Annotated in this window: 26 protein-coding genes, 2 tRNA genes and 1 pseudogene; 16 read left to right on the top strand and 13 right to left on the bottom strand. The window is 65.3% G+C overall.

Annotation, left to right across the window (positions count from 1 at the left end; genetic code table 11):
- The first annotated feature begins 12 nt into the window (after nt 1–12).
- The 5 genes from ACW4E8_RS06235 to ACW4E8_RS06215 all read left to right on the top strand — a co-directional run bounded on the left by ACW4E8_RS06235 (nt 13) and on the right by ACW4E8_RS06215 (nt 5,024).
- Nucleotides 13–1,173, top strand: a complete 1,161-nt coding sequence (locus tag ACW4E8_RS06235; RefSeq protein ID WP_456803713.1) for an acyl-CoA dehydrogenase family protein — start codon at nt 13–15, stop codon at nt 1,171–1,173.
- Nucleotides 1,174–1,180: 7 nt separating this feature from the next.
- Nucleotides 1,181–2,341: an acetyl-CoA acetyltransferase gene (locus ACW4E8_RS06230; protein ID WP_456803712.1), complete on the top strand. Its 1,161-nt coding sequence runs from the start codon at nt 1,181–1,183 to the stop codon at nt 2,339–2,341.
- 3 nt (nt 2,342–2,344) lie between these two features.
- Complete coding sequence (locus ACW4E8_RS06225; protein WP_456803711.1) at nt 2,345–2,755, top strand: Zn-ribbon domain-containing OB-fold protein; 411 nt, start codon at nt 2,345–2,347, stop codon at nt 2,753–2,755.
- Between the two features lie 26 nt (nt 2,756–2,781).
- Entirely contained in the window at nt 2,782–3,774 is a 993-nt protein-coding gene (locus ACW4E8_RS06220) for a Bug family tripartite tricarboxylate transporter substrate binding protein (protein WP_456803710.1), read from the top strand.
- 134 nt (nt 3,775–3,908) lie between these two features.
- Nucleotides 3,909–5,024 (top strand): CaiB/BaiF CoA transferase family protein, encoded by a 1,116-nt coding sequence (locus ACW4E8_RS06215; RefSeq protein WP_456803709.1) that lies wholly within the window; start codon nt 3,909–3,911, stop codon nt 5,022–5,024.
- Between the two features lie 229 nt (nt 5,025–5,253).
- Here the strand turns inward: ACW4E8_RS06215 and ACW4E8_RS06210 are convergent, their stop codons facing one another.
- Nucleotides 5,254–5,520, bottom strand: coding sequence for a hypothetical protein (locus ACW4E8_RS06210; RefSeq protein WP_456803783.1), 267 nt, complete (start codon nt 5,518–5,520; stop codon nt 5,254–5,256).
- Between the two features lie 434 nt (nt 5,521–5,954).
- On the opposite strand from ACW4E8_RS06210, the gene ACW4E8_RS06205 reads away from it, so the two are divergent.
- Both ACW4E8_RS06205 and ACW4E8_RS06200 read left to right on the top strand, forming a co-directional pair.
- A complete protein-coding gene (locus ACW4E8_RS06205) occupies nt 5,955–7,625 on the top strand; it encodes an MASE1 domain-containing protein (protein ID WP_456803708.1) in 1,671 nt (556 codons plus the stop codon).
- Entirely contained in the window at nt 7,606–8,271 is a 666-nt protein-coding gene (locus ACW4E8_RS06200; protein ID WP_456803707.1) for a response regulator, read from the top strand. Before ACW4E8_RS06205 ends, ACW4E8_RS06200 begins: the two co-directional genes overlap by 20 nt.
- Before the next feature lie 47 nt (nt 8,272–8,318).
- On the opposite strand, the gene ACW4E8_RS06195 is transcribed toward ACW4E8_RS06200, so the two are convergent.
- On the bottom strand, nt 8,319–9,242 hold the full coding sequence (locus ACW4E8_RS06195; RefSeq protein WP_456803706.1) for a LysR family transcriptional regulator: 924 nt from the start codon (nt 9,240–9,242) through the stop codon (nt 8,319–8,321).
- A gap of 124 nt (nt 9,243–9,366) precedes the next feature.
- Between ACW4E8_RS06195 and ACW4E8_RS06190 the strand changes: the two genes are divergently transcribed.
- The 5 genes from ACW4E8_RS06190 (at nt 9,367) to ACW4E8_RS06170 (ending at nt 15,464) form a co-directional block, all read left to right on the top strand.
- Nucleotides 9,367–10,455, top strand: coding sequence for a tartrate dehydrogenase (locus ACW4E8_RS06190; protein WP_456803705.1), 1,089 nt, complete (start codon nt 9,367–9,369; stop codon nt 10,453–10,455).
- 58 nt (nt 10,456–10,513) lie between these two features.
- Nucleotides 10,514–11,764, top strand: a complete 1,251-nt coding sequence (locus tag ACW4E8_RS06185) for a glycerate kinase type-2 family protein (protein WP_456803782.1) — start codon at nt 10,514–10,516, stop codon at nt 11,762–11,764.
- Nucleotides 11,761–13,179 (top strand): pyruvate kinase, encoded by a 1,419-nt coding sequence (gene pyk, locus ACW4E8_RS06180; RefSeq protein ID WP_456803704.1) that lies wholly within the window; start codon nt 11,761–11,763, stop codon nt 13,177–13,179. The genes ACW4E8_RS06185 and pyk overlap by 4 nt, the downstream gene beginning before the upstream one ends.
- Before the next feature lie 89 nt (nt 13,180–13,268).
- The gene (locus ACW4E8_RS06175; RefSeq protein WP_456803703.1) at nt 13,269–14,255 is read left to right on the top strand and encodes a tripartite tricarboxylate transporter substrate binding protein; all 987 of its coding nucleotides are present in this window, start codon (nt 13,269–13,271) and stop codon (nt 14,253–14,255) included.
- Nucleotides 14,256–14,360: 105 nt separating this feature from the next.
- Nucleotides 14,361–15,464, top strand: coding sequence for a mandelate racemase/muconate lactonizing enzyme family protein (locus ACW4E8_RS06170; protein WP_456803702.1), 1,104 nt, complete (start codon nt 14,361–14,363; stop codon nt 15,462–15,464).
- On the opposite strand, the gene ACW4E8_RS06165 is transcribed toward ACW4E8_RS06170, so the two are convergent.
- Nucleotides 15,449–16,315 carry a c-type cytochrome gene (locus ACW4E8_RS06165; protein WP_456803701.1) on the bottom strand — a complete coding sequence of 289 codons (867 nt, stop codon included), beginning with the start codon at nt 16,313–16,315 and terminating at the stop codon, nt 15,449–15,451. The genes ACW4E8_RS06170 and ACW4E8_RS06165 overlap by 16 nt on opposite strands.
- Nucleotides 16,316–16,356: 41 nt before the next feature.
- Entirely contained in the window at nt 16,357–17,907 is a 1,551-nt protein-coding gene (locus ACW4E8_RS06160; RefSeq protein ID WP_456803700.1) for a serine hydrolase, read from the bottom strand.
- Nucleotides 17,908–18,284: 377 nt separating this feature from the next.
- Here ACW4E8_RS06160 and ACW4E8_RS06155 point away from each other — a divergent pair, with 377 nt between their 5' ends.
- Nucleotides 18,285–18,503, top strand: coding sequence for a hypothetical protein (locus ACW4E8_RS06155; protein WP_436221934.1), 219 nt, complete (start codon nt 18,285–18,287; stop codon nt 18,501–18,503).
- A gap of 62 nt (nt 18,504–18,565) precedes the next feature.
- Here the strand turns inward: ACW4E8_RS06155 and ACW4E8_RS06150 are convergent.
- Both ACW4E8_RS06150 and ACW4E8_RS06145 read right to left on the bottom strand, forming a co-directional pair.
- A tRNA-Leu gene (locus ACW4E8_RS06150) sits at nt 18,566–18,652 on the bottom strand.
- Nucleotides 18,653–18,755: 103 nt separating this feature from the next.
- The gene (locus tag ACW4E8_RS06145) at nt 18,756–19,661 is read right to left on the bottom strand and encodes a LysR family transcriptional regulator (RefSeq protein ID WP_456803699.1); all 906 of its coding nucleotides are present in this window, start codon (nt 19,659–19,661) and stop codon (nt 18,756–18,758) included.
- Nucleotides 19,662–19,781: 120 nt separating this feature from the next.
- Here ACW4E8_RS06145 and ACW4E8_RS06140 point away from each other — a divergent pair, with 120 nt between their 5' ends.
- Nucleotides 19,782–20,606 carry a substrate-binding domain-containing protein gene (locus ACW4E8_RS06140; protein WP_456803698.1) on the top strand — a complete coding sequence of 275 codons (825 nt, stop codon included), beginning with the start codon at nt 19,782–19,784 and terminating at the stop codon, nt 20,604–20,606.
- Between the two features lie 75 nt (nt 20,607–20,681).
- Here ACW4E8_RS06140 and ACW4E8_RS06135 read toward each other — a convergent pair.
- The 6 genes and pseudogenes from ACW4E8_RS06135 to ACW4E8_RS06110 all read right to left on the bottom strand — a co-directional run.
- Nucleotides 20,682–20,768: transfer RNA gene (locus ACW4E8_RS06135), tRNA-Leu, on the bottom strand.
- A 113-nt stretch (nt 20,769–20,881) separates the two neighbouring features.
- On the bottom strand, nt 20,882–21,694 hold the full coding sequence (locus tag ACW4E8_RS06130; RefSeq protein ID WP_456803697.1) for a MetQ/NlpA family ABC transporter substrate-binding protein: 813 nt from the start codon (nt 21,692–21,694) through the stop codon (nt 20,882–20,884).
- 197 nt (nt 21,695–21,891) lie between these two features.
- Complete coding sequence (locus ACW4E8_RS06125; RefSeq protein WP_013957017.1) at nt 21,892–22,212, bottom strand: type II toxin-antitoxin system PemK/MazF family toxin; 321 nt, start codon at nt 22,210–22,212, stop codon at nt 21,892–21,894.
- On the bottom strand, nt 22,206–22,454 hold the full coding sequence (locus ACW4E8_RS06120; RefSeq protein WP_456803696.1) for an AbrB/MazE/SpoVT family DNA-binding domain-containing protein: 249 nt from the start codon (nt 22,452–22,454) through the stop codon (nt 22,206–22,208). Before ACW4E8_RS06120 ends, ACW4E8_RS06125 begins: the two co-directional genes overlap by 7 nt.
- A gap of 153 nt (nt 22,455–22,607) precedes the next feature.
- Nucleotides 22,608–23,015, bottom strand: a complete 408-nt coding sequence (locus tag ACW4E8_RS06115; RefSeq protein ID WP_456803695.1) for a VOC family protein — start codon at nt 23,013–23,015, stop codon at nt 22,608–22,610.
- Between the two features lie 120 nt (nt 23,016–23,135).
- A pseudogene (locus tag ACW4E8_RS06110) lies at nt 23,136–23,628 on the bottom strand (GDSL family lipase); the annotation flags it as partial.
- Nucleotides 23,629–23,763: 135 nt separating this feature from the next.
- Here ACW4E8_RS06110 and ACW4E8_RS06105 point away from each other — a divergent pair.
- Together ACW4E8_RS06105 and ACW4E8_RS06100 are read left to right on the top strand one after the other, a co-directional pair.
- Complete coding sequence (locus ACW4E8_RS06105) at nt 23,764–24,240, top strand: SRPBCC family protein (protein WP_456803694.1); 477 nt, start codon at nt 23,764–23,766, stop codon at nt 24,238–24,240.
- Complete coding sequence (locus ACW4E8_RS06100) at nt 24,237–25,718, top strand: DHA2 family efflux MFS transporter permease subunit (RefSeq protein ID WP_456803693.1); 1,482 nt, start codon at nt 24,237–24,239, stop codon at nt 25,716–25,718. Before ACW4E8_RS06105 ends, ACW4E8_RS06100 begins: the two co-directional genes overlap by 4 nt.
- Before the next feature lie 23 nt (nt 25,719–25,741).
- On the opposite strand, the gene ACW4E8_RS06095 is transcribed toward ACW4E8_RS06100, so the two are convergent.
- On the bottom strand, nt 25,742–26,011 hold the full coding sequence (locus tag ACW4E8_RS06095; RefSeq protein ID WP_456803692.1) for an acyl-CoA-binding protein: 270 nt from the start codon (nt 26,009–26,011) through the stop codon (nt 25,742–25,744).
- Nucleotides 26,012–26,108: the final 97 nt, after the last annotated feature.

Genomic DNA, 26,108 nt, shown 5'->3' with positions numbered 1-26,108 from the left:
GCACCTGATGCCATGTCCCGACAAGAAGCCAGCTACCACGCGCCGCGCAAGATGTTCGCGCCGGAGCACGAGATGTATCGCGACAGCGTCGCCCGTTTCCTGGCTGACAAGGTCATGCCTGGACACGCCGAATGGGAAGCTGCCGGCCTGGTTCCGCGCGGCCTCTGGCGCGATGCCGGCGCCCACGGCCTGCTGTGCCCCGGCTTGCCCGAAGCCTACGGCGGTGCCGGCGGCGACTTCCTGCACAGCGTCATCGTGGTGGAAGAAATCGCCCGGGCCCTGGCCAGCGGCGTGACCGGGTTCACCACGCACTCGGAGAACGTCGCGCCGTACCTGCTGGAGTTTGGCACCGAGGCGCAAAAGCGTGAGTTCCTGCCGCGCATGGCCAGCGGCGATGTGGTTGGCTCGATCGCGATGACTGAGCCGGGGGCGGGCAGCGACCTGAAGGCCATCCGCACCAGCGCTGTCAAGGTGGATGGTGGTTACCGGCTCAACGGTCAGAAGACCTTTATCACCAACGGCTACCACGCCGACCGCGTGCTGGTGTTCGCCAAGACAGAGCCGGCGGCCGGTGCGCGCGGCATCAGCCTGTTCTGGGTCGACACCACCAGCCCCGGATTCAGCCGCGGTCGCCTGCTGGACAAGATCGGCCAGAAGGCGCAGGACACCGCTGAACTCTTCTTCGAGGACGTCTTCGTGCCGGACGACATGCTGGTCGGCGAGCGCAATGCCGGCTTCGGCTACGCCATGAGTGGCCTGGTGCGTGAGCGCGTGCTGATCGCTTTGCGTTGTGCCGTGGCGCTGGAGGTGGCGCTTGATTGGACCATCACGCATGTCAAGGAACGCCGCGCCTTCGATAAGGCGCTGATCGAGAACCAGTTTATCCGCTTCCGCCTGGCTGAAATCAAGACACATGCCTGCGCCACGCGTGCCTTCGTCGATAGCTGCCTTGAACAATACCTGGCCGGCACGCTGACGCCGGATGGCGCTGCCATGGCCAAATTCTGGGCTGGCGAGGCGACGCGCGCCATCGATGACCTGATGCAGTTCTTTGGCGGCTACGGCTATATGCGCGAATACCCCATCGCCCGTGCCTACACCGACGTGCGCCCGAACCGGATCTACGGCGGTTCGGCCGAAATCATGCGCGAAGTCATTGCGCGCGCACTCTGAATTCACCATGACCAAGAACCTTTCTCGCTCGGTCGCCATCGTCGGTGCCGCGGAATCCGACCTGGGCAAGGTGCCCGGCAAGACGGCACTGGAGTTGCAGGCGCAGGCCGCACGGCTGGCCCTGCAGGACGCGGGGCTGTCGCTGCGCGATGTGGATGCCGTCTTCGCGCATGCCGATGACCGGTTTGCCACCGTGCAGCTGGCCGAATACCTCGGTATCCAGCCAAGGTACGTCGACTCCAGCAACGTGGGTGGCATGTCCAACCTGGTGCACATCCGCCATGCGATGGCGGCCATTGCCGCCGGCATGTGTTCGGTGGCGCTGGTGACCTATGGCAGTACGCAACTGTCCGACGGCTCGCGCAAGAGTGGCGCCGTCGCCGCAGATACGCCGGACTCGCCGCGTGGCCAGTTCATCGCGCCTTATGGCCAGCTCAGCCCGATCGGCTACTACGCAATGGTTGCCCAGTTGCACATGCATCGCTACGGCACCACGTCCAGGGATCTCGCTGAGGTGGCAGTGGCGGCGCGGCGCTGGGCGCAACTGAATCCGAAGGCGTACCGGCGCGAGGAAACCAGCATCGAGGAGGTCATGGCGTCGCCCGTGATCGCGTCGCCGCTGCGTACGCGTGACTGCTGCCTCGTCACGGATGGCGGTGGCGCACTGGTCATCACCTCCGCCGATCGTGCCCGAGACCTGAAGTCGAAGCCGGTCTATGTGATGGGCGCAGCCGAGACCTTCTCGCACCACTACACCCCGTTCAGCACGGCTGATTGGCTGGATACGCGCGTCGCCGAGACGGCGGACGATGCGTTCCGCATGGCTGGCGTCACCCGCGAAGACATCGACGTGGTGCAAATCTATGACCACTTCACGATTGGCGTCATCCAGTCGCTGGAGGAACTGGGCTTTTGCAAGCGAGGCGAGGGCGGTGCGTTCGTCGCCGATGGCGCCCTGGGCCCGGGTGGCAGCTTCCCCATCAACACCTCCGGTGGCGGCCTCTCCTACGGCCACCCTGGCATGTTTGGCATGTTCGTGCTGATCGAGGCCGTGCGCCAGTTGCGCGGGGAGTGCGGCGAGCGGCAATTGCCCGATGCCGAACTGGCGCTGTGCCATGCGCCCGGACTGGTCTTCTCCTGCAACACCACCATGATCCTCGGAGTCTGAAGCATGAGCGAAGCACAACGTCCCCTGCCGCGTCCCACCGAGATCACCGAAGGCTACTGGCATGCGGCGGCGCAGGGCCGGTTGGTGGTGCAGGGCTGCCGCGCCTGTGGTCACCGCCAGTTCTATCCGCGCACGCTGTGCCTTGCGTGCGAATCGGACCAGGTCGACTGGACCGAGGTCTGCGGCTTTGGCTCGATCTATACCTTCACGATCAACCATCGTGCACCCAACGCCTTCATGAGGGCGCGCGTGCCGTACGCCGTGGCCATTGTCGAGCTGGACGAAGGGGTGCGCATGATGGCGAACATCCTCAATGCTCCGGCCGAGGCAATCGCCATCGGCAAGCGGGTGCGCGTGGTGTTCGAGCAGGTGAGCGCGGAGGTGAGCCTGCCGCAGTTTGAGCTGATCGACTGACCATATCCTGCCTACTGGGGACCACCATGCCTGTCATCACCTCGCAGCGGCGGCGTGCCGCGCTGGCCGCGATTGCCTGCCTCACCGCACTGCCGGCCTTGTGTTCCGCGGCGGATGCTTCCGACTATCCGCAAAAGCCCATCCGGCTGGTCGTGCCATTTCCGGCCGGAGGCGGGTCCGACACCGTGGCCCGCTTGCTCGGCCGCGAGTTGACGGCGATGTGGGGCCAGCCGGTGGTGGTCGAGAACAAGCCCGGCGCCAGCGGCACCATTGGCACAGGGGCGGTCGCGAAGACTGCGCCGGACGGCTATACGCTGCTGTTGGGCGCCACGCCGCTGGTGCAGTTGCAAGGCGTCTACAAGTCACTGCCCTATGACACCTTCCGCGACTTCGCGCCGCTGGCGCGCCTGGCGCTCTCCTCGGACGTACTCGCTGTGCCGGTATCCACTCGCGCTGGCAGCGTGAGTGAGCTGATATCCGCGGCCAGGGCCACGCCAGGCAGGATCAGCTACGGCTCCTACGGCAACGGCACTTCCTCCCACATGCATGGGGAGTTGCTGCGGATGCAGGGGAACGTCGACCTGACCCACGTGGCCTACAAGGGCGGCACGCCACTGATCCAGGACTTGCTGGGTGGGCAGGTGAGTTCCGGGTTTGTGGATGTGGCCAGTGGCAAGGCCGCGCTCAACTCCCCGAAGATCAAGGTACTGGCCGTCACGGGCGAGCGCCGGCTGGCGCTGCTGCCGGAGGTGCCGACCTTTACCGAACTGGGCTACCGCGATTTCGAGCCAAACGGCTGGTATGGCCTGTTCGTGCCGGCGGCGACGCCGAAGGCAGTGAAGGACAAGCTTTCCGCAGCGGTACTGGCGATCCTGGCCAAGCCAGCGATGCAAGCGGCAATTCGTGAGCAAGGGCTGGAACCGGGGACGCTGGAACCCGACGCATTCCTGAAGCTGATGCGGCGCGATGCCGAGATCTGGGGACGGATCGCGGCCAACGCGCGCATCACGCTTGACTGATCGGTGTCGTCGGCCGGGGGCGCCCCCTCCCTGTTTCGGGGAGGCCGGGCCCGGCCGGACGGCTGATAGCCTCCGAAGCTCCAACGTACTGTACGGAAGACTTTCACTTTCATGCTGAATCAGGGGGATCGTTCATGCTTTCCGGTGTAAAAGTTGTCGAGATTTGCGGAATCGGTCCAGGCCCGTTCTGCGCGATGCACCTCGCCGATCTCGGCGCCGATGTGATCGCCGTGGAACGCGCGGCGCCGGCCAACGGTGCAGCGCCGTCCACGGAAGGCTACGTGCTGAACCGGGGCAAGCGCTCGGTGGTTGCCGACCTGAAAACGGCCGAAGGGCGTGAGCTGGTGCTGGCACTGATCCAGGATGCCGACGCGCTGATCGAAGGCATGCGCCCCGGCGTCATGGAGCGCCTGGGGCTGGGCCCGGATGTCTGCCTGCAACGCAATCCCCGCCTGGTCTACGGGCGCATGACAGGGTGGGGGCAGAGCGGCCCGATGGCGCAGGCCGCCGGGCATGACAACAACTACATCTCGCTTTCCGGCGCGCTGTACTACCATGGCACGCCGGCAGAGCCGCCATCGTCGGCCATTACCGTGGTGGGCGACGTTGGCGGTGGCGCGCTTTATCTGGCGGTGGGGCTGCTGTCAGGCATCCTCAACGCCCGCGCCACCGGCAAGGGCACCGTGGTGGATGCATCAATCGTGGATGGCTCGGCCCATATGCTGCAGCTGTTGCTGTCCACGCGCCGCAAGGGCTTCATCACCGGCGAGCGCGGCAACAACATCCACGATGCCTCTCATTTCTATTCGACCTACCGCTGCGCGGACGGGAAGTTCGTCACGCTCGGCTCGATCGAGCCGCAGTTCTACGCGCTGCTGCTGGAAAAGCTGGGCCTGACCGAGGATCCGCGTTTCGCCCGGCAATGGGACCGCGAGCGTTGGCCGGAACTGCATCAGCACTTTGAAGAACTCTTTGCCACCAGGACTCGCGCGCAATGGTGCGCACTGCTGGAAAACACTGACGTGTGTTTCGGCCCGGTGCTGAGCCCCGAAGAGGCCGCCGGGCATCCGCACCTTGTCGCGCGGGGCGTCTACGTTGAGGCGGAGGGCCATCTGCAGGCTGCGCCCGCGCCGCGTTTCGACGGCAAGGCCATGGCGGCGGGCGTGATCCCACGGCGCGGCCAGCACACCGGCGACATCATGGCGGTACTGAAATCCGGCCAGCCCGGCGCATTCTGGACAACTGACTGAGGGTTGATGCGCGCGGCGAGGGTCGGATCCCGCCGCAGCGATTGAGCTCCGGCCACCGGTCGGAGCGTTTTTCTTCTGTTGGCTGCTGCAGCGGCATCGGCAATGCCGCTCCGCTCACTGCAAAAAAAATCCCCCGAGGCTGTTACTCGGGGGAGGTGCTGGTTTGTGGCCGGGGACGCTGAGTGCCGGCCACGTATTTTTTGAGGGGGACACTTTTTTCTGTAGTTCCTTACATGGTGTCGCTAACGAGTCCGTCGCGGTTGGTGATTCTCGCGCCATCGGTGAATACGTCGCGTCTATCCGAGACTTTCGCCCCATCTGAGTAGACGTCAAACTTTGTGGTCTTGCCCCCATCGGTATATGGGTCTCGCGGCCCCATCACGCTGGCGCCGTCAGTGTAGACATCTCGCGCCCCGATGCCGGCATAGGCAACTCCGGCACTAAGCGCCGCACCCGCCGCACCCGCCGCAGCGAGCAGTATGACTGTTTTTAACATTTTTTTTACCTCCATTTCAGGTCGTTGCAAGAACACCGAAACGATTCTTCTTTCGCTCCAGTTTGAGGGTCGCAACTTCGTACAGGTCCAATGAAATGTAGGCCCTGGCGGTAAGCATATGAATAAGGCTTTTTTCCGAAAAGAGGCTAGGGGATTGCCCTAGCCGGTGGGCAGGGCACTCAGCCCTGCATTACTGCGCGGTGGCGATCGAATCCATCCGGCTACGCTTACCGCGCAGGGGAGTTCTGACGTAGATTCATAGTAGTGTTGCGGCACCATGGTTTTGCAGCACTTCGCCTTGCATCGATTCGGTGCAGGCTCGTGATCTGCCGCAGGTGCATGGAACATTCACTTTCGCAAGAGTGTCGTCATTCCGCTTAACGATAGAAATGACTGGATGTGACAGTGTCTGTTCCCGAGGTTTGAAGCGAGCAATGTTTATTATCCCGCGCAACTTAAGACTCAGACTTTTCGTCCATGCCGGATTTGTCGCTTTGGCGTATTACGCAAGTGCAAAGCTGGGGCTTGCTTATGCAGTAGTGGGCGGTGCAGTGTCTCTGGTGTGGCCTTCCAGCGGCATCGCCCTCGTTGCGCTCCTTGTCATGGGCTTCGCAGCCGCCCCCGGAATTGCCATTGGCTCCTTTCTTGCCAATATGTCGGTCGGCGTGCCACTGCCAATGGCCGCGCTGATTGGCCTCGGCGCGACGGCTGCAGCCTTGACGGCCACGTTGTTGTTGAAGCGCGTGGCCCGATTCCAGATCACCCTCGACCGCATCAGGGACGTGTTGGCCTTCATCATCCTGGCTGCGACGGTCAGCACGGCAGTGAGTGCCCTGATTGGCGCGACCGCCCTCCTTGGCGCGGGCCGGGTGTCGGCTTCCGAGTACGGCAAAGCAGTCCTGGAATGGTGGCTCGGTGACATGATGGGGGTGCTGGTGGTGGCCCCGCCCCTGCTCAGCTTGCTTGCGAGCCGTAGCCCTGTGCGCTCCGCAAAGCAGGCCGTGGAAGCGTGCGGACTGACCGTTGCAATCCTCTGGGCGAGTTATCTCATCTTCGGCGCTCCCGAACTTGCCGGGCACGGCTACTATCCTTCAGCCCTGGCGATTCTTCCGTTCATCATCTGGGCGGCGCTGCGCTTCGATCACCTGGGCACCACCTTCGCAACCTTGCTGGTCTCAATCGTGGCCATCTGGGGCACCACGAACGGCACCGGTCCCTTTGCCGCCGAGTCTCCAGTGGATAGCCTTGTGAGATGGTGCGCCTTCGCGAACGTCGTGGCAGTAACCGGGCTGCTGCTGGTGGCGGCACATGCCCAGGAGAAACGCGTCCATAGCCTGCTGCAGGCATCCCACATCGAACTGGAGCGGCGCGTGCAAGAGCGAACCCGGGACCTGGAGCGAGCAAACCATGAACTGAAGCAGGAGATGGCGCGGCGTCGTCTGCTGGAGGCGGAACTGATCCGAATCGGCGATCAGCAGCAGAGACTCATCGGCCGGGAACTGCATGACGGCCTCGGGCAGCACCTCACCAGCCTGGGCTTCTACTGCACCACCTTGAATCAAACACTGCAGAAGCATGGCCACCCAGCCGCCGCGGACGCGGCTACCATCGTCGGACTGGTGAAGCAGGCGTCCTTGATGACTCGCAAGATTGCCCATGGCCTGGACCCGGTCGCCATGGAATCTGGTGGCCTTGCGGTCGCACTGCAGGGGCTGGCGCAGACGACCTGCGCGCTGGATGGCATAGACTGCACGCTGCGCATCGGATCAGACGTGGACTTGCTGGATCCGCCGATGCAGATCAACCTTTACCGTGCGGCACAGGAAGCCGTGAATAACGCGCTGAAGTATAGCCAGGGACACCACATCGGGATCGACCTGGAGCGCGAAGGCGGGATGCAGCGGCTTTCCATCAGTGACGACGGGGTGGGGGTCGACCCGGAAAAAATGGAGCGTGCCTCGGGACTGGGACTTCACAACCTGCGTCATCGGGCGAGCCTCCTGGGCGGCTTCTGCACGATCACCCGCAATGCCCTGGGTGGCACCACGGTTGCCATCAGTTATCCGATACCAGAGAGTCCGGGCCATGCGACAGAAGCCATCTAGCCCGGGCCGCGCAACGCAGATCCTGATCGTGGATGACCACCCCATTATCCGGGAGGGGTTAAGCCAAATGCTGAATCTGCATGAGGACCTGCACGTCTGCTGTGCGGCCGGCAGTGCCGAAGATGCTCTGGCGTTGATGACCTGCCAGCCCGACATGGCCATTGTGGACCTCAGTCTGCACTCGAACTCCGGCCTGGATCTTGTCAAGACGCTCCGGCAACACTATCCAAAATTGGCAATCCTTGTCCTTAGCATGCATGACGAAACACTGTTTGCCGAACGCGCACTGCGGGCTGGAGCAAACGGGTATCTGATGAAGCTCGAGGCCACGGAGCATATTGTGAATGCCATCCGCGAGGTGCTGGCAGGCAATGTCTACCTGAGCGCCGCCATGCATGAGAAACTGGCGCGGGCCCTGACGGCTCCTCAAAGAATCCCGGCGGGCTCGATCGCGAGCCTGTCGGAACGGGAGTTCGAAGTCCTGCACCTGATCGGACTCGGCTTCAGCACCCGCCAGATCGCCGAGAAACTGAATCGCAGCGTCAAGACCGTCGAGGCACATCAGGCCAACATCAAGGAAAAGCTGGATATTCCTAACGGCAAGGAGCTGATGCGCTTCGCGATTCAGTGGATCGAGAGTCAATAGGCGTTGAGCTTCTTTCGCCTGCGTGAACGCCCGACTGCTTGCCGCGGCTACTTCCCAAACTCACTGAACTTGGCCGCCAGGAACTCCACGAACAGCCGGATCCGGGACGACAGCTGGTGCCGCTGCTGATAAACGGCATAGATGTCCGCCTCCGGCGTCGCGTATTGCGGCAGTACCTGCACCAGCCGGCCACTGCGCAGGAACCGCTCGATATCCCACTCGGCGCGCATCAGGATGCCGTGGCCTTCCAGCGCCCAGTTGACCGCGATCTCGCCGTCATTGGTGGTGAGGTTGCCACGCACATGGACCGATTCGGTCCGCGCCTTTGCCCCTTTGCCTGAGGTCAGGCGCCACACGCCATAGGCGTCGCTGCCTTGGCGGATGCCGATGCAGTTGTGTTGGCGCAGGTCGGAGGGCATATGCGGGGTGCCGTGGCTGCGCAGGTACTTGGGCGAGGCGCACAGCAGGCGCCGGTTCGGCGCCAGCTTCCTGGCCACGATGCGGGCGTCGGGCGGCTGGCCGAAGCGGACGCAGACGTCGAAGGCATCTTCGGTCAGCGGCGGCGGGTCGGCTGAGAGCTGGAGCTGGACATCGACCTCCGGGTAGGTGGCGACATACTCGGAAATCACCGGCGCCACATGCATGCGCCCGAACCCCAGCGTGGCATTGACCCGCAGCAGGCCGCTCGGCCGGCCCTTGGAGCGCGTCAGGATCTGGTCCAGGTCGTCGATCTCGCTGAGGATGCGCCGGGCGTGCTCCAGGTAGACCTCGCCCTCCGGCGTCAGGCTCATGCGCCGCGTGGTGCGGGTCACCAGGGGCATGCCGATGCGCGCTTCCATCTGCGCCAGCCGCTTGCTGACCGCGGCGGTAGTGATCCCAAGGTCGCGCGCGGCCGCGCTCAGGCTGCCTGCCGTGGCCACTGACGTGAAGAATCCCAGTTCTGACGGTTGGATGCCGGACGATAACGCCATTCCATCTTTAATTTCAGGTTAACAATGGTTTAACTCTACAAGCGATCCAAAACCTTGTCCACGGCCCAGAATCCGCCCCACGCACTCAACTCGTACTTGAATCGATCTGGACCAGGAGACACGGATGAAGACGTACCGCATTGCAACGATCCCCGGCGATGGCATTGGCAAGGAGGTGGTGCCCGCCGGCCGTGAAGTGATGGAGGCGCTGGCGTCTGCCGGTGCAGACTTCCGCTTTGAATTCGAAGACTTCGACTGGGGTGGCGACTACTACCGCCAGCACGGCGTGATGATGCCGGCCGACGGCCTGGATGCGCTGCGCGACAAGGATGCCATCCTGTTCGGCTCCGCCGGCGACCCGCATATTCCCGATCACATCACGCTGTGGGGCCTGCGCCTGAAGATCTGCCAGGGCTTCGACCAGTACGCCAACGTGCGCCCGACGCGCATCCTGCCCGGCATCGATGCGCCGCTCAAGCGCTGCGCCCCGGAAGACCTGAACTGGGTGATCGTGCGCGAGAACTCAGAAGGCGAGTATTCGGGCGTGGGCGGCCGCGTGCACCAGGGCCACCCGATCGAGGCAGCCACCGACGTCAGCATGATGACCCGCGTAGGGGTGGAGCGCATCCTGCGCTTTGCCTTCAAGCTGGCCCAGTCGCGTCCCCGCAAGCTGCTGACGGTGATCACCAAGTCCAACGCGCAGCGCCACGCCATGGTGATGTGGGACGAGGTGGCCGTGCAGGTGGCCAAGGATTTCCCGGACGTCACCTGGGACAAGGAACTGGTCGATGCGGCCACGGCGCGCATGGTGAACCGTCCGGCCTCGCTGGACACCATCGTCGCCACCAACCTGCATGCCGACATCCTGAGCGACCTGGCCGCGGCGCTGGCCGGCAGCCTGGGCATCGCCCCGACCGGCAATATCGATCCGGAGCGCCGCTACCCGTCGATGTTCGAGCCCATCCACGGCTCGGCCTTCGACATCATGGGCAAGGGCCTGGCCAACCCGGTCGGCACCTTCTGGTCGGTGGTCATGCTGCTGGAACACATTGGCGAGAACGAGGCGGCGCAGCGCGTGATGCGGGCCGTCGAAACCGTCACCGCCAACCCCGCGCTGCATACCGGCGACCTGGGCGGCAAGGCGACTACCGCTGAGGTGACCAAGGCGGTGTGCGACCTGCTTGCCGCTGGCCAGCAAGCCAAGGCCGCCTGAGCGCAAGGGCCGTTTCGTGAGCCTGCAATATTCCGAGCCCAACGTGTTGCTGCGGCGCATGTTCGATGCGGCGGTCGCAGCCGCCCAGCCGGCCAGGACCCTGGCGCGGCACCTGCCGCCGCCGCCGCGCGGACGCACCATCGTCATTGGCGCGGGCAAGGCTTCGGCGGCGATGGCGAGCGCGCTGGAAGCGGCATGGCCGGGGCCGCTTGAAGGCCTGGTCGTTACCCGCTATGGCTATGCGGTGCCGTGCTCGCGCATCGAGATCGTGGAGGCCGCTCACCCCGTGCCGGACAATGCCGGGCTGGCGGCCTCACAGCGCATGCTGGCGATGGTGGCGGACCTGGCCGAGGACGATCTGGTGATCTGCCTGGTCTCCGGCGGCGGATCGTCGCTGTTGCCGCTGCCGCTTGCCGGCATCACGCTTGACGACAAGCAGCGCGTCAATCGCGCGCTGCTGAAGTCCGGCGCCACGATTTCTGAGATGAATTGCGTGCGCCGGCACCTGTCCGCCATCAAGGGCGGCCGGCTGGCAGCCGCGTGCTATCCGGCGCGCGTGCTGAACCTGCTGATCTCCGATGTGCCGGGCGATGACCCCATCGATATCGCCTCGGGCCCGACCGTGCCTGACCCGACCACACGCGCCGATGCGCTGGACATCGTCAAGCGGTATGCGATCGACCTTCCGCCCAGTGTGATGGCAGTGCTGGCGTCCGACGCGGCCGAGACGCTCAAGCCCGGCGACCCGCGCCTGCCGCGCATCCGCACCGAGTTCATCGCCACGCCCCGGCTGGCGCTGGAAGCGGCGGCGCAGGTGGGACGCGAGGCCGGCTATGCCGTGCACATGCTGGGCGACGCCATCGAAGGCGAGGCCCGCGATGTCGGCAAGGTCATGGGCGGTATCGCGCTGGCAGCCGCCAGGCATGGCCAGCCGTTTGCCGCACCGTGCGTGCTGCTGTCCGGCGGCGAGACCACGGTCACGGTGCGGGGCGCGGGCAGGGGCGGCAGGAACGTGGAGTTCCTGCTGTCGCTGGCGCTGACGCTGCGCGGAGAACCCGGCATCCATGCGATTGCGGGCGACACCGACGGCGTCGACGGCCAGGAAGAGATCGCGGGTGCCGTGATCGGCCCCGACACGCTGGAACGTGCCTGGCGCGCCGGACTGCGTCCGCAGGATGCGCTGGCAGCCAACGACGGCCATGGATTTTTCGAGGCGCTGGGGGATGCCGTGATTACCGGTCCCACGCTGACCAACGTTAACGACTTCCGCGCGATCTTGCTGACGCGCGCTTCTGGAGACTCCGCATGAGACGCCTTCGTAATGCCAAGATCGTGGCCACGCTGGGTCCGGCCAGCACCGACCCGGCCATCATCGAGCGCCTCTTTGACGCGGGCGCCGATGTGTTCCGGCTCAACTTCAGCCACGGCACCCATGCGGACCACCAGCAGCGGCTGCAAAGCATCCGCGCCATCGAGCAAGCGCGTGGCCGGCCCATCGGCGTACTGCTGGACCTGCAAGGGCCCAAGCTGCGTATCGGCACCTTTGCCAGCGGTCCGGTGCAACTGGCCGCGCAGGCGGCGTTTCGGCTCGATCTCGATGCCAGCGTGCCGGGCTCCGCGGAGCGGGTCAGCCTCCCGCATCCGGAGATCTTCGCGGCGCTGCAGCCAGGTGCGGAACTGCTGGTGGACGATGGGCGCGTGCGCCTGCGCGTCGAGCGCTGCGGCCCGGAGTACGCGGAAACCACCGTGATCAATGGCGGCACGCTGTCCGACCGCAAGGGCGTCAACGTGCCTGGCGTGGTGCTGCCGCTGTCGGCGATGACCGAGAAGGACCGGCGCGACCTGGACTTTGGGCTGTCGCTGGGCGTGGACTGGGTTGCGCTGTCGTTCGTGCAGCGCGCCGAGGATATCGAGGAGATCCGGCAGATCGTGGACGGCCGCGCCGGCATCGTCGCCAAGCTGGAAAAGCCGGCCGCCATCCAGAGCCTGGAAGCGATCGTGGCGGCATCGGATGCGGTGATGGTCGCGCGTGGCGACCTGGGCGTTGAAATGCCGGCGGAGCAGGTGCCGTCGCTGCAGAAGCGCATCGTGCGCGCCTGCCGCAAGGCCGGCAAGCCGGTGATCGTCGCGACCCAGATGCTGGAGTCGATGGTGGCCGCGCCGGTGCCGACGCGCGCCGAAGCTTCCGATGTGGCAACCGCCATTTACGATGGCGCGGACGCGGTGATGCTGTCGGCGGAATCGGCATCGGGCAGCTATCCGGTGGAAGCGGTGCGGATGATGGACAGCATCATCACGCGCACCGAATCGGATCCGCATTATCACGAAGCCATCCAGGCATCGCACTCGGCGCCGCGCGCGGAAGCGGCCGATGCCATCGGCTATGCCGTCAGGCACGTGGCCAACCTGCTGCGCGTGCCGGCCGCGGTCACCTACACCAGCTCAGGCTACTCCGCACTGCGGATGGCGCGCGAGCGGCCCGAAGTGCCGATCCTCGGCATGACGCCGCGGATCGCCACCGCGCGCCGGCTGGCGCTGGCCTGGGGCGTGCATGCGGTGCTCTGCCATGAAGTGGTGGATGTGCTGGAGATGACCAACCTGGCCAGCCGCACCGTGCTGAAGGAGCAGTTTGGCGTGGCCGGGCAGCAGATCGTCATCTCGGCCGGCCTGCCGTTCACCGTGGCCGGCACCACCAACCTGCTGCGCATCGCGCAGGTCCAGTAAGGCAGGCATCAGGCAGGGGGACCAAGGCGCTATCAAGCATTAATCAGCCGAAAGCCGGCTGCAAACATAGAACATTCAGGAGACAAATCATGCGTGGTACTGAACTCGTGCGTCGTATTTCCGGTGTGGCCGTGCTGGCAGCCGGCTTTATCCTCAGCGGCACTTGCCTGGCACAGGAATGGCCGGCCAAGCCGATCACCCTGGTGGTGCCGTTCCCGTCGGGCGGGACTACCGACGTGCTGGCCCGCGCGCTGGGCGACCAGTTGTCGAAAAGCCTGGGTCAGCCCGTGATCGTCGAGAACCGGCCCGGCGCCGGCGCCACCGTGGGCGCCGACTACGTCGCCAAGGGCAAGCCGGACGGCTACACGCTGCTGATGGGCGCGGTCCACCATACGATTGCCAGCAGCGTCTACAAGAAGCTGCCCTACAGCTTCCAGAAGGACCTGGCGCCCATTGCCACGGTCGCCATGGTGCCCAACGTGCTGGTCATCAATGCCGCCAAGACGCCGGCGACGAACGTCAGTGAACTGGTGGCCCTGGCGAAGAAGGCATCGCCGGAGTTTGCCTATGGCTCCAACGGCAACGGCACCGCGCAGCACCTGATCGGCACCCAGTTCCAGGCAGCGACGGGTGCGCCGCTGCTGCACGTGCCTTACAAGGGCAGCGGCCCGCTGACGACCGATCTGCTCGGCGGGCAGGTGACGATGTCGTTCGATACCCTGACGCCGGTGCTGCAGCACGTCAAGTCGGGCAAGCTGCGCGCCCTTGCGGTGACTACCGCGCGGCGCTCCAGCGTCCTGCCTGATGTGCCGACGCTGGAAGAGGCGGGGCTGAAGGGCTTTGATATCGGCACCTGGTTCGGCGTGCTGGCGCCGGCCGCCACGCCGGCGCCGATCGTGACGCGGCTGAACGCCGAGATCGTCAAGATCGTGAAATCGCCGGACTTCCAGCAGCGCATGGTGGCGGTCGGGGCCGAGCCGATGGCGAGCACGCCGCAGGAGTTTGCCAAGCGGATCCAGGACGAGACGGTCAAGTTCGCCAAGCTGGTGAAGGACGGGAAGGTGACGATCGAATAGGTGAGAGCGGTCATTCGGTACTCTGCCTTCTCGCCTATATTGAAGTCTGCCCGGCATCGCCCCATGTGATGCGGGGCAGAATGCGAGTAGCGGAAGGAGGGCGCCATGAAGATCGCGAGCATCGAAGCCATCGTCCTGCGCATTCCGTTCACGGTCGGCGGCGTTTCCGCCGCAGGCGTCTGGGGCGGCGCCGGGATGCAGGCCGCCGACTCGCTGCTGCTCAAGGTGACGACAGACGACGGACTGGTCGGCTGGGGCGAGACCTTCGGATTCGTGGGGATTCCGGCGGTCAAGGCGGCCATCGAGCAGATGCTGGCGCCTGCCTGCATCGGCCGGGACGCAACCCAGATCGACGCCATCGGCCTGGACCTGCAGCGCAGGTTCCATGTCTTCGGGCGCAGCGGGGCCATCTTCTACGGGCTGTCCGCGCTCGATATCGCCTTGTGGGACCTCTGCGGCAAAGCGGCCGGGCTGCCCGTTCACCGGCTGCTCGGCGGCGCGCGCCGGGACCGCCTGCCTGCCTATGCCAGCCTGATCCGGTATGCCGATCCTGAAACTATGGCGGTCAACGTCAGGCGCGCCATCGCCGATGGCTACCGGAGCCTGAAGCTGCATGAGGTCGACCTCACGGTCATCCGCGCCGCCCGCGAAGCGGCGGGCCCGGACATCGAAATTACGCTGGATACGAACTGCCCGTGGCCACTCCATGAGGCCATCGACATGGCGCGCGCTCTGGGACCCTTGTCGCTACGGTGGCTGGAAGAGCCCCTGTGGCCGCCGGAGAACTACGCCGGACTGGCCGCCCTGCGCCAGCAGTGCGCCATCCCGGTCGCCGCCGGCGAGAATGCCACCACGCTGATGGAATTCCAGCACCTGCTCAGCGTGGGCGCCGTCGATGTGGTGCAACCCAGCCCGGCCAAGATGGGTGGCATCAGCGCCTTGCGTAACGTCTTTGCGCTGGCCGAGGCGCACAACACGCAAGTGATGGTCCATACCTTCTACGACGGCCCTGGGTTGCTGGCCAGTATCCATGCCACGGCAGCGCTGGGGGATGCCGCGGCCATGATCGAATGGCGCTACTTCGACATGGACGCGCAAGTGCTTGGCGATGCCGTGGTGCCGCGGGATGGCATGATCGCGGTACCCGCTGGCCCGGGCCTGGGCATCGACCCGGATCCGGCGGTCATTCAGCGCTATCGCGTTGCGTGAGCGGGCGCGGCCGCCTTGCGCCCGGCCATATGACGCAGGTATGCCAGCAGGTCCTTCAGGTCCGCGTTGGACAGCGTCTGTTCGTCGATGGCCGACATGCGCGAGTTCGGCCACCAGCGCAATGACTGCGGGTCACGGATCAGCCTGGTCAGCTTGTCGTCGCCCAGGTACTCCACCGGGTTGTACGGCACGTTCAGGTCCGGGCCGAGGTTGGCATCGCCGACCCGGTTGAGGGAGTGGCACGAGAAGCAGACGCGCTGGAAGGTCGCGAAGCCGCGCATGACCGGTCCATCGGCAGGCTGGCCAGCGGCGGGCCGGATGGCTGCATAGCGCTCGGCGGGCGACGCGGTGATGTCGATGCGCACGATGCTGTAGGTCCAGTGACTCTCGTTGATCGCCGCGGCGGCGCGGCCGGACGGCACGGTCCAGATCAGGCGAAACGGGCCGATGTCCTGGTCCTTGAGCCTTGGCCACGGCGCGGCAGGATTCTCGACCGCCAGCCACGCGCGTGGCCCGTCGGCGCGCTCGGCCAGCAACAGGCGCATCGGCAAGTGGGAAACATAGCCATCGCTGGCCGCGGTCGTGGCACTGGCGCTGTCGTTCACCGGCATGCCCCGCAGCAGGGCTGTCAGAGGGATGGCCTTGAATGTGAGGCGGCGCTTCAGGTTGTCGTCATCCACCGTCACCTCGACCAGGCGCGGATCGCGCAGCAGTTCGTCGCGGGTCCAGCTGCGCTGCTGCGTGCCTGCCGAAATGGTCAGGGTCGCCGGGTCCGCGGCGCACGCTGGACCTGCCAGGAACGCCAGGGCGCAGCCCAGCGCGCCAACGGCCTTTGCCAGCCAGCTACTCATACGTCGTTCTCCTGGGTGAATTGGCCCGGCAACTTGCCGTACTAGCGGACAAACATGCCCAAGCCTTCGTGGTCGTAATACTCCAGCCACACGCGGTCGCTGGAGAACGCTGCCTGCGAGATCGTGCCCGGCGTGGCGTTCTCGTTGTCGAGCGTAAAGGTGAAGACGTCTCCGTCCCAGTGGCTCAGCGGCAGCACCAGCGGGGTGGCGCCCAGCGTCATCACCAGCGTGCCGCCCTGGTCGGCAACCTGCAGCGGGCCGTAGTAGTCGTTCTGGTAGGTGCCGGTGTATGCCGACAGTGCACGCGCCGGCAGCGGATTGGCGGGGCGCGGCTGGCCGACCAACCGGCCTTCCGGCGCCAGCAGCGGCGCGAATGCGTCGCCGTAGATCTTGCCCCAGTCGCGGCGGATGGCGCCGTATTGCACCAGGTCGAAGAACTGTGCGCTCAGGGTTTCCGGAACGCCGATGGGCTGCGCGTTGGTCAGCGTCACAATGGCCAGGTTGAGCGCCGGCAACGCGGTGAAGTTGGTGGCCGCACCAGCCACGAACGCGCCGGAGTGGTTGTAGGAGGTCAGGCCAAGCTCGGTGGTGCCGACATTGAAGCCATAGCCGTAGTAGCCGGCAGGGCGTCCGTCGACGGGGGGACTGCTCTGCATCTGCTGGCTCAGCGCGGGGGCCAGCGCGGCGGCGTCGACCACGCGTTGCCCGGCGAACTCGCCCTTGGCGAGCAGCATCGCCAGCCATTTCGCCATGTCGTTGACCGAGGCACTGACGCCGCCGGCAGGGGATTGCGCATCTGGCATCCGGCCAGCGCCTTGCACCCAGTTGCCATTGACTCTGACATGGCCCAGGGCGCGGTTGTCGCGCGCGGCAAAGTCGGCGTAGCGCGAACTGGTGCGGGTCATTCCCAGGGGTTGGTAGATGGCTTGCTCGGACAGCGTGGCCCAGTCGATCCCGGCCGCGGTGGCGACCGCCTCGGCGGCGGCGGTCAGGCCAAAGTTGGTGTAGGCGTAGACCGCGTGGAACGGATGCAGCGGCAGGTAGCGCAGTCGCGTCAATACTTGCCGGCGGTCGTACCCCATGTCTTCAAGGAGGTCGCCGCCGTGGTCGGGCAGGCCGGAACGGTGGGCGTAGAGGTCGCCGATGGTGACGGCCTGCGTGGCCTCGGCATCGGACAGCGCGAACCAGGGCAGGTGCGCGCGCACCGGCGTATCCCAGCCGATGCCGCCACGACCGACCTGGCGTGCCACCACGGTAGCGCCGACGGATTTAGACACCGATGCCAGCTGGAACACGGTGTCGGCATCGACCGGCGCGGGGTCGGTCACCAGCCGGCGGCCGAAGCCTTTGGCGTAGACGGTTTGGTTGCCGCGCACCACGGCGACGGCCATGCCCGGCACGCGGGAACTGGCCATCAGGTCGGCGGCCAGCTTGTCGAGCTGGGCAATGGCCTGGGTGATCTGGGATTCGGGAACCGGCTCGGGAGGCTTGGGCGGATCGTCATTGCCGCCGCCGCAGGCGGGCAGGGCGGGGACAAGCAGGCCGCCCAGCGCGGCTCCCAGGAAATGGCGACGCTCTTGTAGTTTGCCCACGGTTGTACTCCGTAGTGATTCTTGTCAGGCGGCGCGGCCGCGCCTTTGGATAGGAATAATGTACGCGATCGGTGACGGAGTGGCGAATGCGAAACGTCTTATCGCCGCACTATAGCGGGGGCGGGAAACTGCAAGCCTCACCGAAGGGTTCGGTGAGCGGGGGTGACAACCCGAAAGAACCTCGGCAGATTCGATCTCATTCAATCAAGAGTCGCGCGGACAACCATGTTTCCATGGCGGGCCGGGCGGGGCAGCTGCAAGGCTGGCCGGGTCTTCTTCTGCTGAGGTTCCCCGGTATGTCACCCCCGTTGTCAGGCCCGCCACCTTCTTCTCATCTGGGCTGGCGGGCTCTCTCTGGTTAGTAGGAGATAAGCGCGATGCAAATGTCTACCCATCACCCTGCAGGATCCCGGCATATCGTGCCGGCTGGCACGATCGACTCCCTTGAGCAAATCAGCGCCGGCCTCAGTGCCCTCCTGTTGCTGGTTGAAATCGAGAGCGAGCGTTCGGAGGGTTGCCACAACGTGTATTCGCTGTTGGCAATGGTGAAGGCGCAGCTGGACCAGACGGCGGCAAAGCTGTGCGCGGATGAATGACGAGTCCGTCGAGGCAAAACAAAAAGCCCGCACGTTCGTGCGGGCTTTTCGCTTTGAAACCTTGGTGCCCAGGAGAGGACTCGAACCTCCACAGTGTTGCCACCGCTAGGACCTGAACCTAGTGCGTCTACCAATTCCGCCACCTGGGCAAGGTGAGCGCCGGATTTTACAGCGCGCTGCGGATTTTGCAAGTCCCTCGGCCGGCTTTAGCGCAAGAAATCCAGTTGAGATGCGGTGGGCCGCTGTTGCTGGTCAATCGCTGGACATTTCAGCGTCAGAAGTGAGGATGTCAAACAGCGCCTTGGCCGCAGGCTGCAACGCCCGGTCGCGACGGCGTATCAGCGCCAGGACACGGTCCACGGCAGGCTCGATCAGCGGGATGGCGCACAGGCGGGGATGATCGCGTGGCAGTGCCAGGCCCGGCAGCACGGCCATGCCGAGGCCGGCTTCCACCAGCGCCAGCACGCCAACGACGTGGTTGGCTTCGTAATAGATGGTCGGGCGCTGTGCAAGATGGGCGATGGCATTCTCGATCAGGGCGCGATTGCCGCTTTGCCTGGACACGCCGGCCATGCGCTGCCCCGCCAAGTCCGCCCAGGCGACAGACTTGCGATCGGCCCAGGGATGGTCGCGCCGCAACACCAGCCTATAGGGCTCGGTACGGATCGGGCGGAACTCGATATTGGGTTCCTGGGAACCCATGAAGTTGAGCCCAAAGTCCGATTCGCCCGACAGCACGCTGGACAGCGCCGCGTTGGCGCTTTCGTCGATCACGCGCACGCGCACGCCAGGATGACGGGCTGCAAACACGCTGATGGCATCGGGCAGTAGATGCACCGCGGCAGACGGTATCGCCGCCACCGTCACCAGCCCGCGCCGGAGCGCGGCTTCGTCACCAAGGCGGAACACGGCGCTGTCGAGAATATCCAGGGCAGTCCGCGCTTCCTCCAGGAACTGCCTGCCGACGTGTGTCATCTCCACGCGGCGGGTGGTGCGTTCGAGCAGGCGTGAGCCGAGCGTCTTTTCAAGTTTGTCGATCCTGCGGCTCAGCGCTGGTTGCGAGATATGCAGGGTCTCGGCGGCCACCCGGAAACTGCCTTTCTCCGCTGTGGCGATAAATGCCTGCAAATCCTCAAGCGCGAAATTGATGCGTGACATGCATGAAATCATCAGAACATTGCAATTCACAGAATAGTGTTACGCGAATACTCTGGCAATGCAGAAGAACGAGGAAGACTGGAGCTCTTGCGGCGCCAGCAACGAGATCACGGAGACGAAATGAAGCTGACCGCCCTGGCCGCCAGAAAGGCCGCACTGGTTTTCCTGGTATGGCTGGCCGCGCCCGCCTGGGCAGACGATATCCGTGTGATTACCTCGGGCGGTTTCACCGCGGCATACCAGCAACTGGTGCCGCTGTATGAAGCCGCCACGCAGGACCGGATCATCACCGCCTACGGCGCGTCGATGGGCAATGCACCCGATTCCATCCCCAGCCGGCTGGCACGCGGCGAGACCTTTGATGTGGTGATCCTGGCGGACTCGGGTCTCGACAAGCTGATAGCGGAGGGCAAGGTGGCAGCGGGCAGCCGGGTGGACCTGGCGCAGTCGCTGATCGGCATGTCGGTCCGCAAGGGCACGCCCAAGCCCGATATCAGCACCGTGGAGGGCCTGAAGCAGACCTTGCTCAACGCTAAATCGATTGCGTATTCAGCCAGCGCCAGCGGGACTTACCTGTCCGGTGAATTGTTCCACCGGCTCGGCGTCGCGGACCAGATCAAGGACAAGGCCCGCAAGATCAACAGCGAGCGCGTCGGCGCCGTGGTGGCCCGCGGCGATGCGGAAATCGGCTTCCAGCAAGTCAGCGAGCTGCTGCCTTTCAAGGAGCTGGATTTCGTCGGCCCGCTGCCAGCCGAACTGCAGCAGCGGGTCTTCTTCTGCGCCGGGATGGTGGCGGGCCACCAGAGCGCGGCGGCTTCGCGGTTTGTTCAGTTCCTGGCGTCCCCGGCGGCAGCCACGATCGTGCGAACGACCGGGCTGGAGCCGGTTGCCACGCCGCTGCCGCCGCCGGCGCCGCCGGCCCTGGGGCAGCCGAAAAAACACTGAGCCGCTTCAATATCCGTTGGCGGCCGCAAAAACAAAAAGCCCGCACGTTCGTGCGGGCTTTTCGCTTTGAAACCTTGGTGCCCAGGAGAGGACTCGAACCTCCACAGTGTTGCCACCGCTAGGACCTGAACCTAGTGCGTCTACCAATTCCGCCACCTGGGCAAGGTGAGCGGCGCATTTTACCGAAGGTTCACAAATTTGCAAGCATCTCCGGCGGGCACACGCAGCATCGCTGGCCGGACTGCGTTACGGCGATCCGGATGTGCCACGGGCAATCAGAACGACGGCACCATCGCGCCCTTGTACTGGGCCTTCATGAACTGGCGCACGTCTTCAGACTGGTACGCGGCAACCAGCTTCTTGACCCACGGCTTGTCCTTGTCCTGCGTGCGCACGACGATGATGTTGGCGTACGGGCTGTGGATGTCTTCCAGCGCGATGGCGTCCTTGGTCGGCTGCAGGCCGGCGGCGAGCGCGTAGTTGGTGTTGATCACGGCGGCGCTGACATCGGGCAGGGCGCGGGCCAGCTGGGCGGCGTCCAGTTCCACGATCTTCAGCTTCCTGGGGTTCTCGGCCACGTCCAGCGGGGTGGCGTTGACACCGTTGGTGCCGGCGCCTGCCTTCAGCTTGATCACGCCTTGCGACTGGAGCAGCAGCAGGGCGCGGTTCTCATTGGACGGGTCGTTGGGCACGGCCACCTTGGCGCCTTGCGGCAGGTCCTTTGGCGACTTCAGGTTCTTCGCGTAGATACCCAGCGGCGAGATATAGGTGTAGCCGACGCTCTGCATCTTGTAGCCGCGCTGCTTCACCTGGCTGTCCAGGTAGGGCTGGTGCTGGAAGCTGTTGGCGTCCAGGTCGCCGGCATCCAGTGCGGCGTTGGGCTGCACGTAGTCGTTGAATTCCACGACCTTCACGTTCAGGCCATTGCGCTTGGCCACTTTCTGGACGACTTGCCAGACCTCGGCATCGGGGCCGCTGACGGTGCCGACGCGGATGGTCTGTTCCTGGGCCGACGCGCCGCCGGCGGCGATAAAACCAAGGGCGGACACTGCGACCGCCAGACGCTTGATGAGAGACGTGCTGCGCATAGGAGAGAAATTCTGGTTATGTGGCAAGTGAGACAGTCGCCTGGGCAGGGATCGCCTGACCGGGGCGAGGGCCACAGATTAACGCAATTGCGTCCAGATGGCGCAGCGGGAATGAATCTGGCGTCTATTTCTTTTTCATATGCTTATGAATCCAAATGACGCCAGAATTCCGGCATTAAATGCTTCTGTGTCACGGCTCAGTCTGCAAAGACTTCGCGCAATGTCCGCAAGGTGTCCTCCACGATCCTGTCACTCAGGCCGCCGGCCCGCCTGACCAGCCGGGATTTGTCCACGGTCCGGAGCTGATCCAGCAGGATCAGGCCAGTCTTGCGCTGAAAAGTCACCGGGACGCGAAACGGTGCCGGCCTGCTGCCGGTGGTCATTGGCGCCACGGTGACGGTGCGCAGGTAGTCGTGCATTTCCGGCGGCGAGAGGATGACGCAGGGGCGTGTCTTCTCGATCTCGCTGCCGACGGTCGGGTCAAGCGCAACCAGCCAGACGTCGCCGCGCGCTACCATTTCAGCTCCGCGTCGTCGGTGTTGGGGAAGTCGCCCAATACCATGGTGTCATCACCGGCCGCGGCGATGGCCTGGCTGGCTTCCGCCCAGCCTTGCCGCGGTGCTTGCTTGGGGCGCCGGAGCACCAGCGCGTCATTCACGATTTCCATTTCCACTTCATTCTCCAGACCCAGCTGTGCCAGGATTGCCTTGGGGATCAGGACACCTTGTGAGTTGCCCATCTTGCGGATCGTCGCTTTCATTTCTCGTTCCTCGTTGCGTGTCAGCACAATGTTATTACAACGCGAGTGTCAGAGAAACAGGCAAGCGCGATGCCGCATGGAAATGTGACATCCGGGCCAGGTCACGGATACGCGAATAGTCCGAAAACCGCTGGCGTCGCAGGTACGGCGGGCTCAGCCGGCTACGGCCTCGTACCCCGCGTCCTTCCACTCGATAAAACACAACCCATGCCCGAACGGGTCTGACAGCCTTGCCTGCCGCCCCCAGTCAAAGTCCTGCGGCCAGTCCTCGATCTCGGCGCCGGCTTCCAGCGCGCGTTCGATGGCCTGTTCCAGGTTGGCGACGACAAAGTCGAGGTGGACCGGGGTCCAGTGGCGGCGGTAGTCGCGCCGGGTGTCGGCGCGGGTGGTGGGGCGGGTGCCGGCGGGCTTGGCGAGCAGGTAGATCGGGGTATTGCCGCCCAGCATTTCGGCGACGGTGCCGTCGAACAGCTTGCGGTTCAGCCTCAGGCCAAGCCCCTGCGCGTAGAAGTCGATGCCGCGCGGCAGATCGTCGACATCGATATTGATCAGCAACTCCATGACAGCCTCCTGGCAGCGTTCCGTGTGAGAGCGGCCGCATTGTGCTCCGGGTCTCCTGACACCTGCTGTCAGGAGTGATGTTTCAGCAGGCCGCAGGCAGGTGGCAGGAACGGCGCGCTAGCCCGTCCACTTATGTTCGCCGCCAGCAAACTTGGGCGCCAGCGGCCCGCGCGGGGTCCGGATCGGGGGCGGGGTGACGACCAGCACCGGCGGCACCGGCATGCCCGGCTCGATCGGCGCGCTACGGATGGCCTGCACCAGCGTGGCGATGCCCTGGGCGGCGTGCCAGGCGTTGTGCGGGGCATCGACTGGAAATCGTTGCTGCCCAGCATCAGGACCACCAGTGCCAGCGGCGAGTGGATTTCAATGCGCTGCGCCAGCCCCTGCAGGCCGTTGCGGCCGGGTTTGAAGGGATCGTCCCAGACCGTGCGGCGGCCGTTCAGGCAGTCTTCGATGATGCGCACCGGGGTGCCGCCGTCGGCGTTCAGGCCCAGCTCCAGCCGGCCGGGCCAGCGCACCGGGAACGGCGGGCGCCGGCGCGTGCCGGGCACAGCGAGTCGGCGTAGACGAGGACCTGCAGGGGATCGGCTTCAGGCAGCGGCGCGGCGCTCATGCGGGACTCCAGTCAGCGTGGATGTTGGTCGATAAAGGGCAAGGGCCCATGTCAAGCCATGTTGCACCGCGTAGACAAAAAGGTCTCCCGAACACGCGGAGACTTCATAATATCGAATCACTGCAGACAGGGAGAATGAAGTTGCGTTTCGAGCACTTGGTTGAGATCAACGATCCGGGCAATCCTCAACTGGATCCGCTGACGCCTGACCAGCTGTGGCAAGGGCTGGTGCTGCGCGCCGAGTCGCCCGAACTCTTCGTGCTGGGGCTGGACCGCGCCGAGGTAGTCGGCCGCGGCGACAACTGGATCGATCGCGTGCTGCATTTTGGCGAAGCGTCGATCCATGATCATGTGGTGTTCGAGTCGCGCCGGCAGGTGCGCTATGAAACCGCGGCCACGGCCGAGCATGCCGGCGGCACGCTGACCATGGCGATCGAGACCCCGGGCCCGGGCGCGCTGCTGCTGCGCTTTGTCTACGACACCACCATGCCGGCGGTCGACGCCAGCGGCGATGACCGCTACGCCGAGATCGTCAAATCCGCCTACCACGAGGCCGATATCGACACCGTCCGCAAGATCCGCGAGATCGCTGACACCGGACGGCTGGGGTGAGCGAGGGCCCCGCCACGCCGGAGGGTTCCGGCCAGCGGCCGGGTCTGCCGACCCGGCTGGCGCTGCGTGCGCGCTACGGCGAGCGGCTGCGCTGGCTGGTGCTGGTGACGCTGATGCTGGGCACGATCTCGTCGATCGTCTCGTCCACCATCATCAACGTAGCGATTCCGGACCTGAGCCGGCACTTCGTGCTGGGGCAGGAGCGCGCGCAATGGGTGGCGGCCAGCTTCATGATTGCGATGACGCTGTCGATGCTGCTGACGCCCTGGCTGCTGAACCGCTACGGGCTGCGCCGCACCTTCCTGGGGGCCTCGCTGCTGCTGGGCGCGGGCGGGCTATTCGGCGGCTTTTCACCGACCTACGGCGTGATGATCGCGATGCGCGTGGCCGAAGGCATCGCCGCGGGCATCATGCAGCCGCTGCCCAATATCCTGATCCTGCGCGTCTTCGAAGAGCGTGAGCAGGGCAAGGCGATCAGCATGTTCGGCTTTGGCGTGGTGCTGGCGCCGGCGCTGGGGCCCAGCCTGGGCGGTTTCCTGGTCGAGGCCTTCGGCTGGCGTTCAATCTTCTTCGTGGTGGTGCCGCTGACGCTGATTGGCGTGCTGATGGCGCGGCGCTTCATGGCGGTGGACTCGATCATGATGGGCGAGCGCCAGCCGCTGGACTGGCGCGGGCTGGGCCTGGCCGGCATTGCCACGGTAAGCCTGCTCAACGGCGTGGTGGAGATGAGCGAGAGCGTGCCGGCAGGCCTGGCGCTGTCGGGCTTTGGCGTGCTGATGCTGGTGGCGTTCGTGCTGTGGCAGCTGCGCGCGGCGTATCCGCTGATGAATCTGCGGCTCTACAGCTACCGGCAGTTCGCGGCCGGGGCGGTGGTGGCCTTTATCTACGGAGCGGGGCTGTTCGGCTCAACCTACCTGCTGCCGGTCTATATGCAGATGGCGCTGGAATACACGCCATCGCGCGCGGGCCTGGTGCTGTTCCCGGCGGGCGTGGTGCTGGCGCTGACGATTGCCGTATCGGGGCGCTTCACCCACAAGATCGCGCCGCATATCCAGGTGTCGTTCGGGCTGGCGCTGCTGTCGTTGTCGTTCCTGCTGATGGCGCTGGGGTCGCGCGCCACGCCTTATCTGGTGCTGGTGGCGCTGGCGGTGCTGGGGCGGATCGGGCTGGGCTGCATCCTGCCGTCGCTGACGCTTGGGGCAATGCGGGGGGTGGACTTCACACTGATCGCGCAGGGCTCGAGCTGCATCAACTTCCTGCGCCAGCTGGGCGGCGCCATCGGTGTGAGCCTGGCCGGCGTGGGGCTGCAATGGCGGCTGGCGGAGCACGGCGCGGTGCTGGGCCAGGCCGGCGATGCCGCCGTGCAGGCGGCGCGCATCCGTGCCTTCGATGAAACCTTCCTGGCCGTGGGCGTGGTGATCGCCAGCGCGATGTTCGCGGCGTGGCGGATCCGGCCGCGGCCGGTGCCGGCGGCCTGAAGCCGCCGGGTCTGGCTGCCCTGTTAGCTGGCTACGCCGCTGCGCAGTTCCTCCACCAGCGCGACGTACTGCTCCATCGCCTGTTCGCGCGCGGTGCCGCGCAGGGTTTCCCAGGCTTCAAACTTGTAGCGGCCGACAAAATCGGTCATGCCCGGCTTGTCGCCGTGGGCATCGCCTTCGCTGCCTTGCTTGAACAGGGCGTACAGGCGCAGCAGGGACATGTTGCTGGGGCGCTCGCTCAGTTGCTTGACGTCGATCTGGGCCTGGTCGAAGCGTGCCTGCAGGTCGCTCATGGGGGTTCCTCCGTGTGTGCTGTCTGGATTGCGAAAGTGCAGGCCGATGATAGCCGCCCGGCGCCGCCGCGCCGTCCGTATAAAACCGAAGAAGCCC

It is taken from the genome of Cupriavidus sp. CP313, assembly GCF_054072015.1.
Note: the sequence above shows the minus strand (reverse complement) of the source record. Positions and strands in the feature narration are given on the sequence as shown.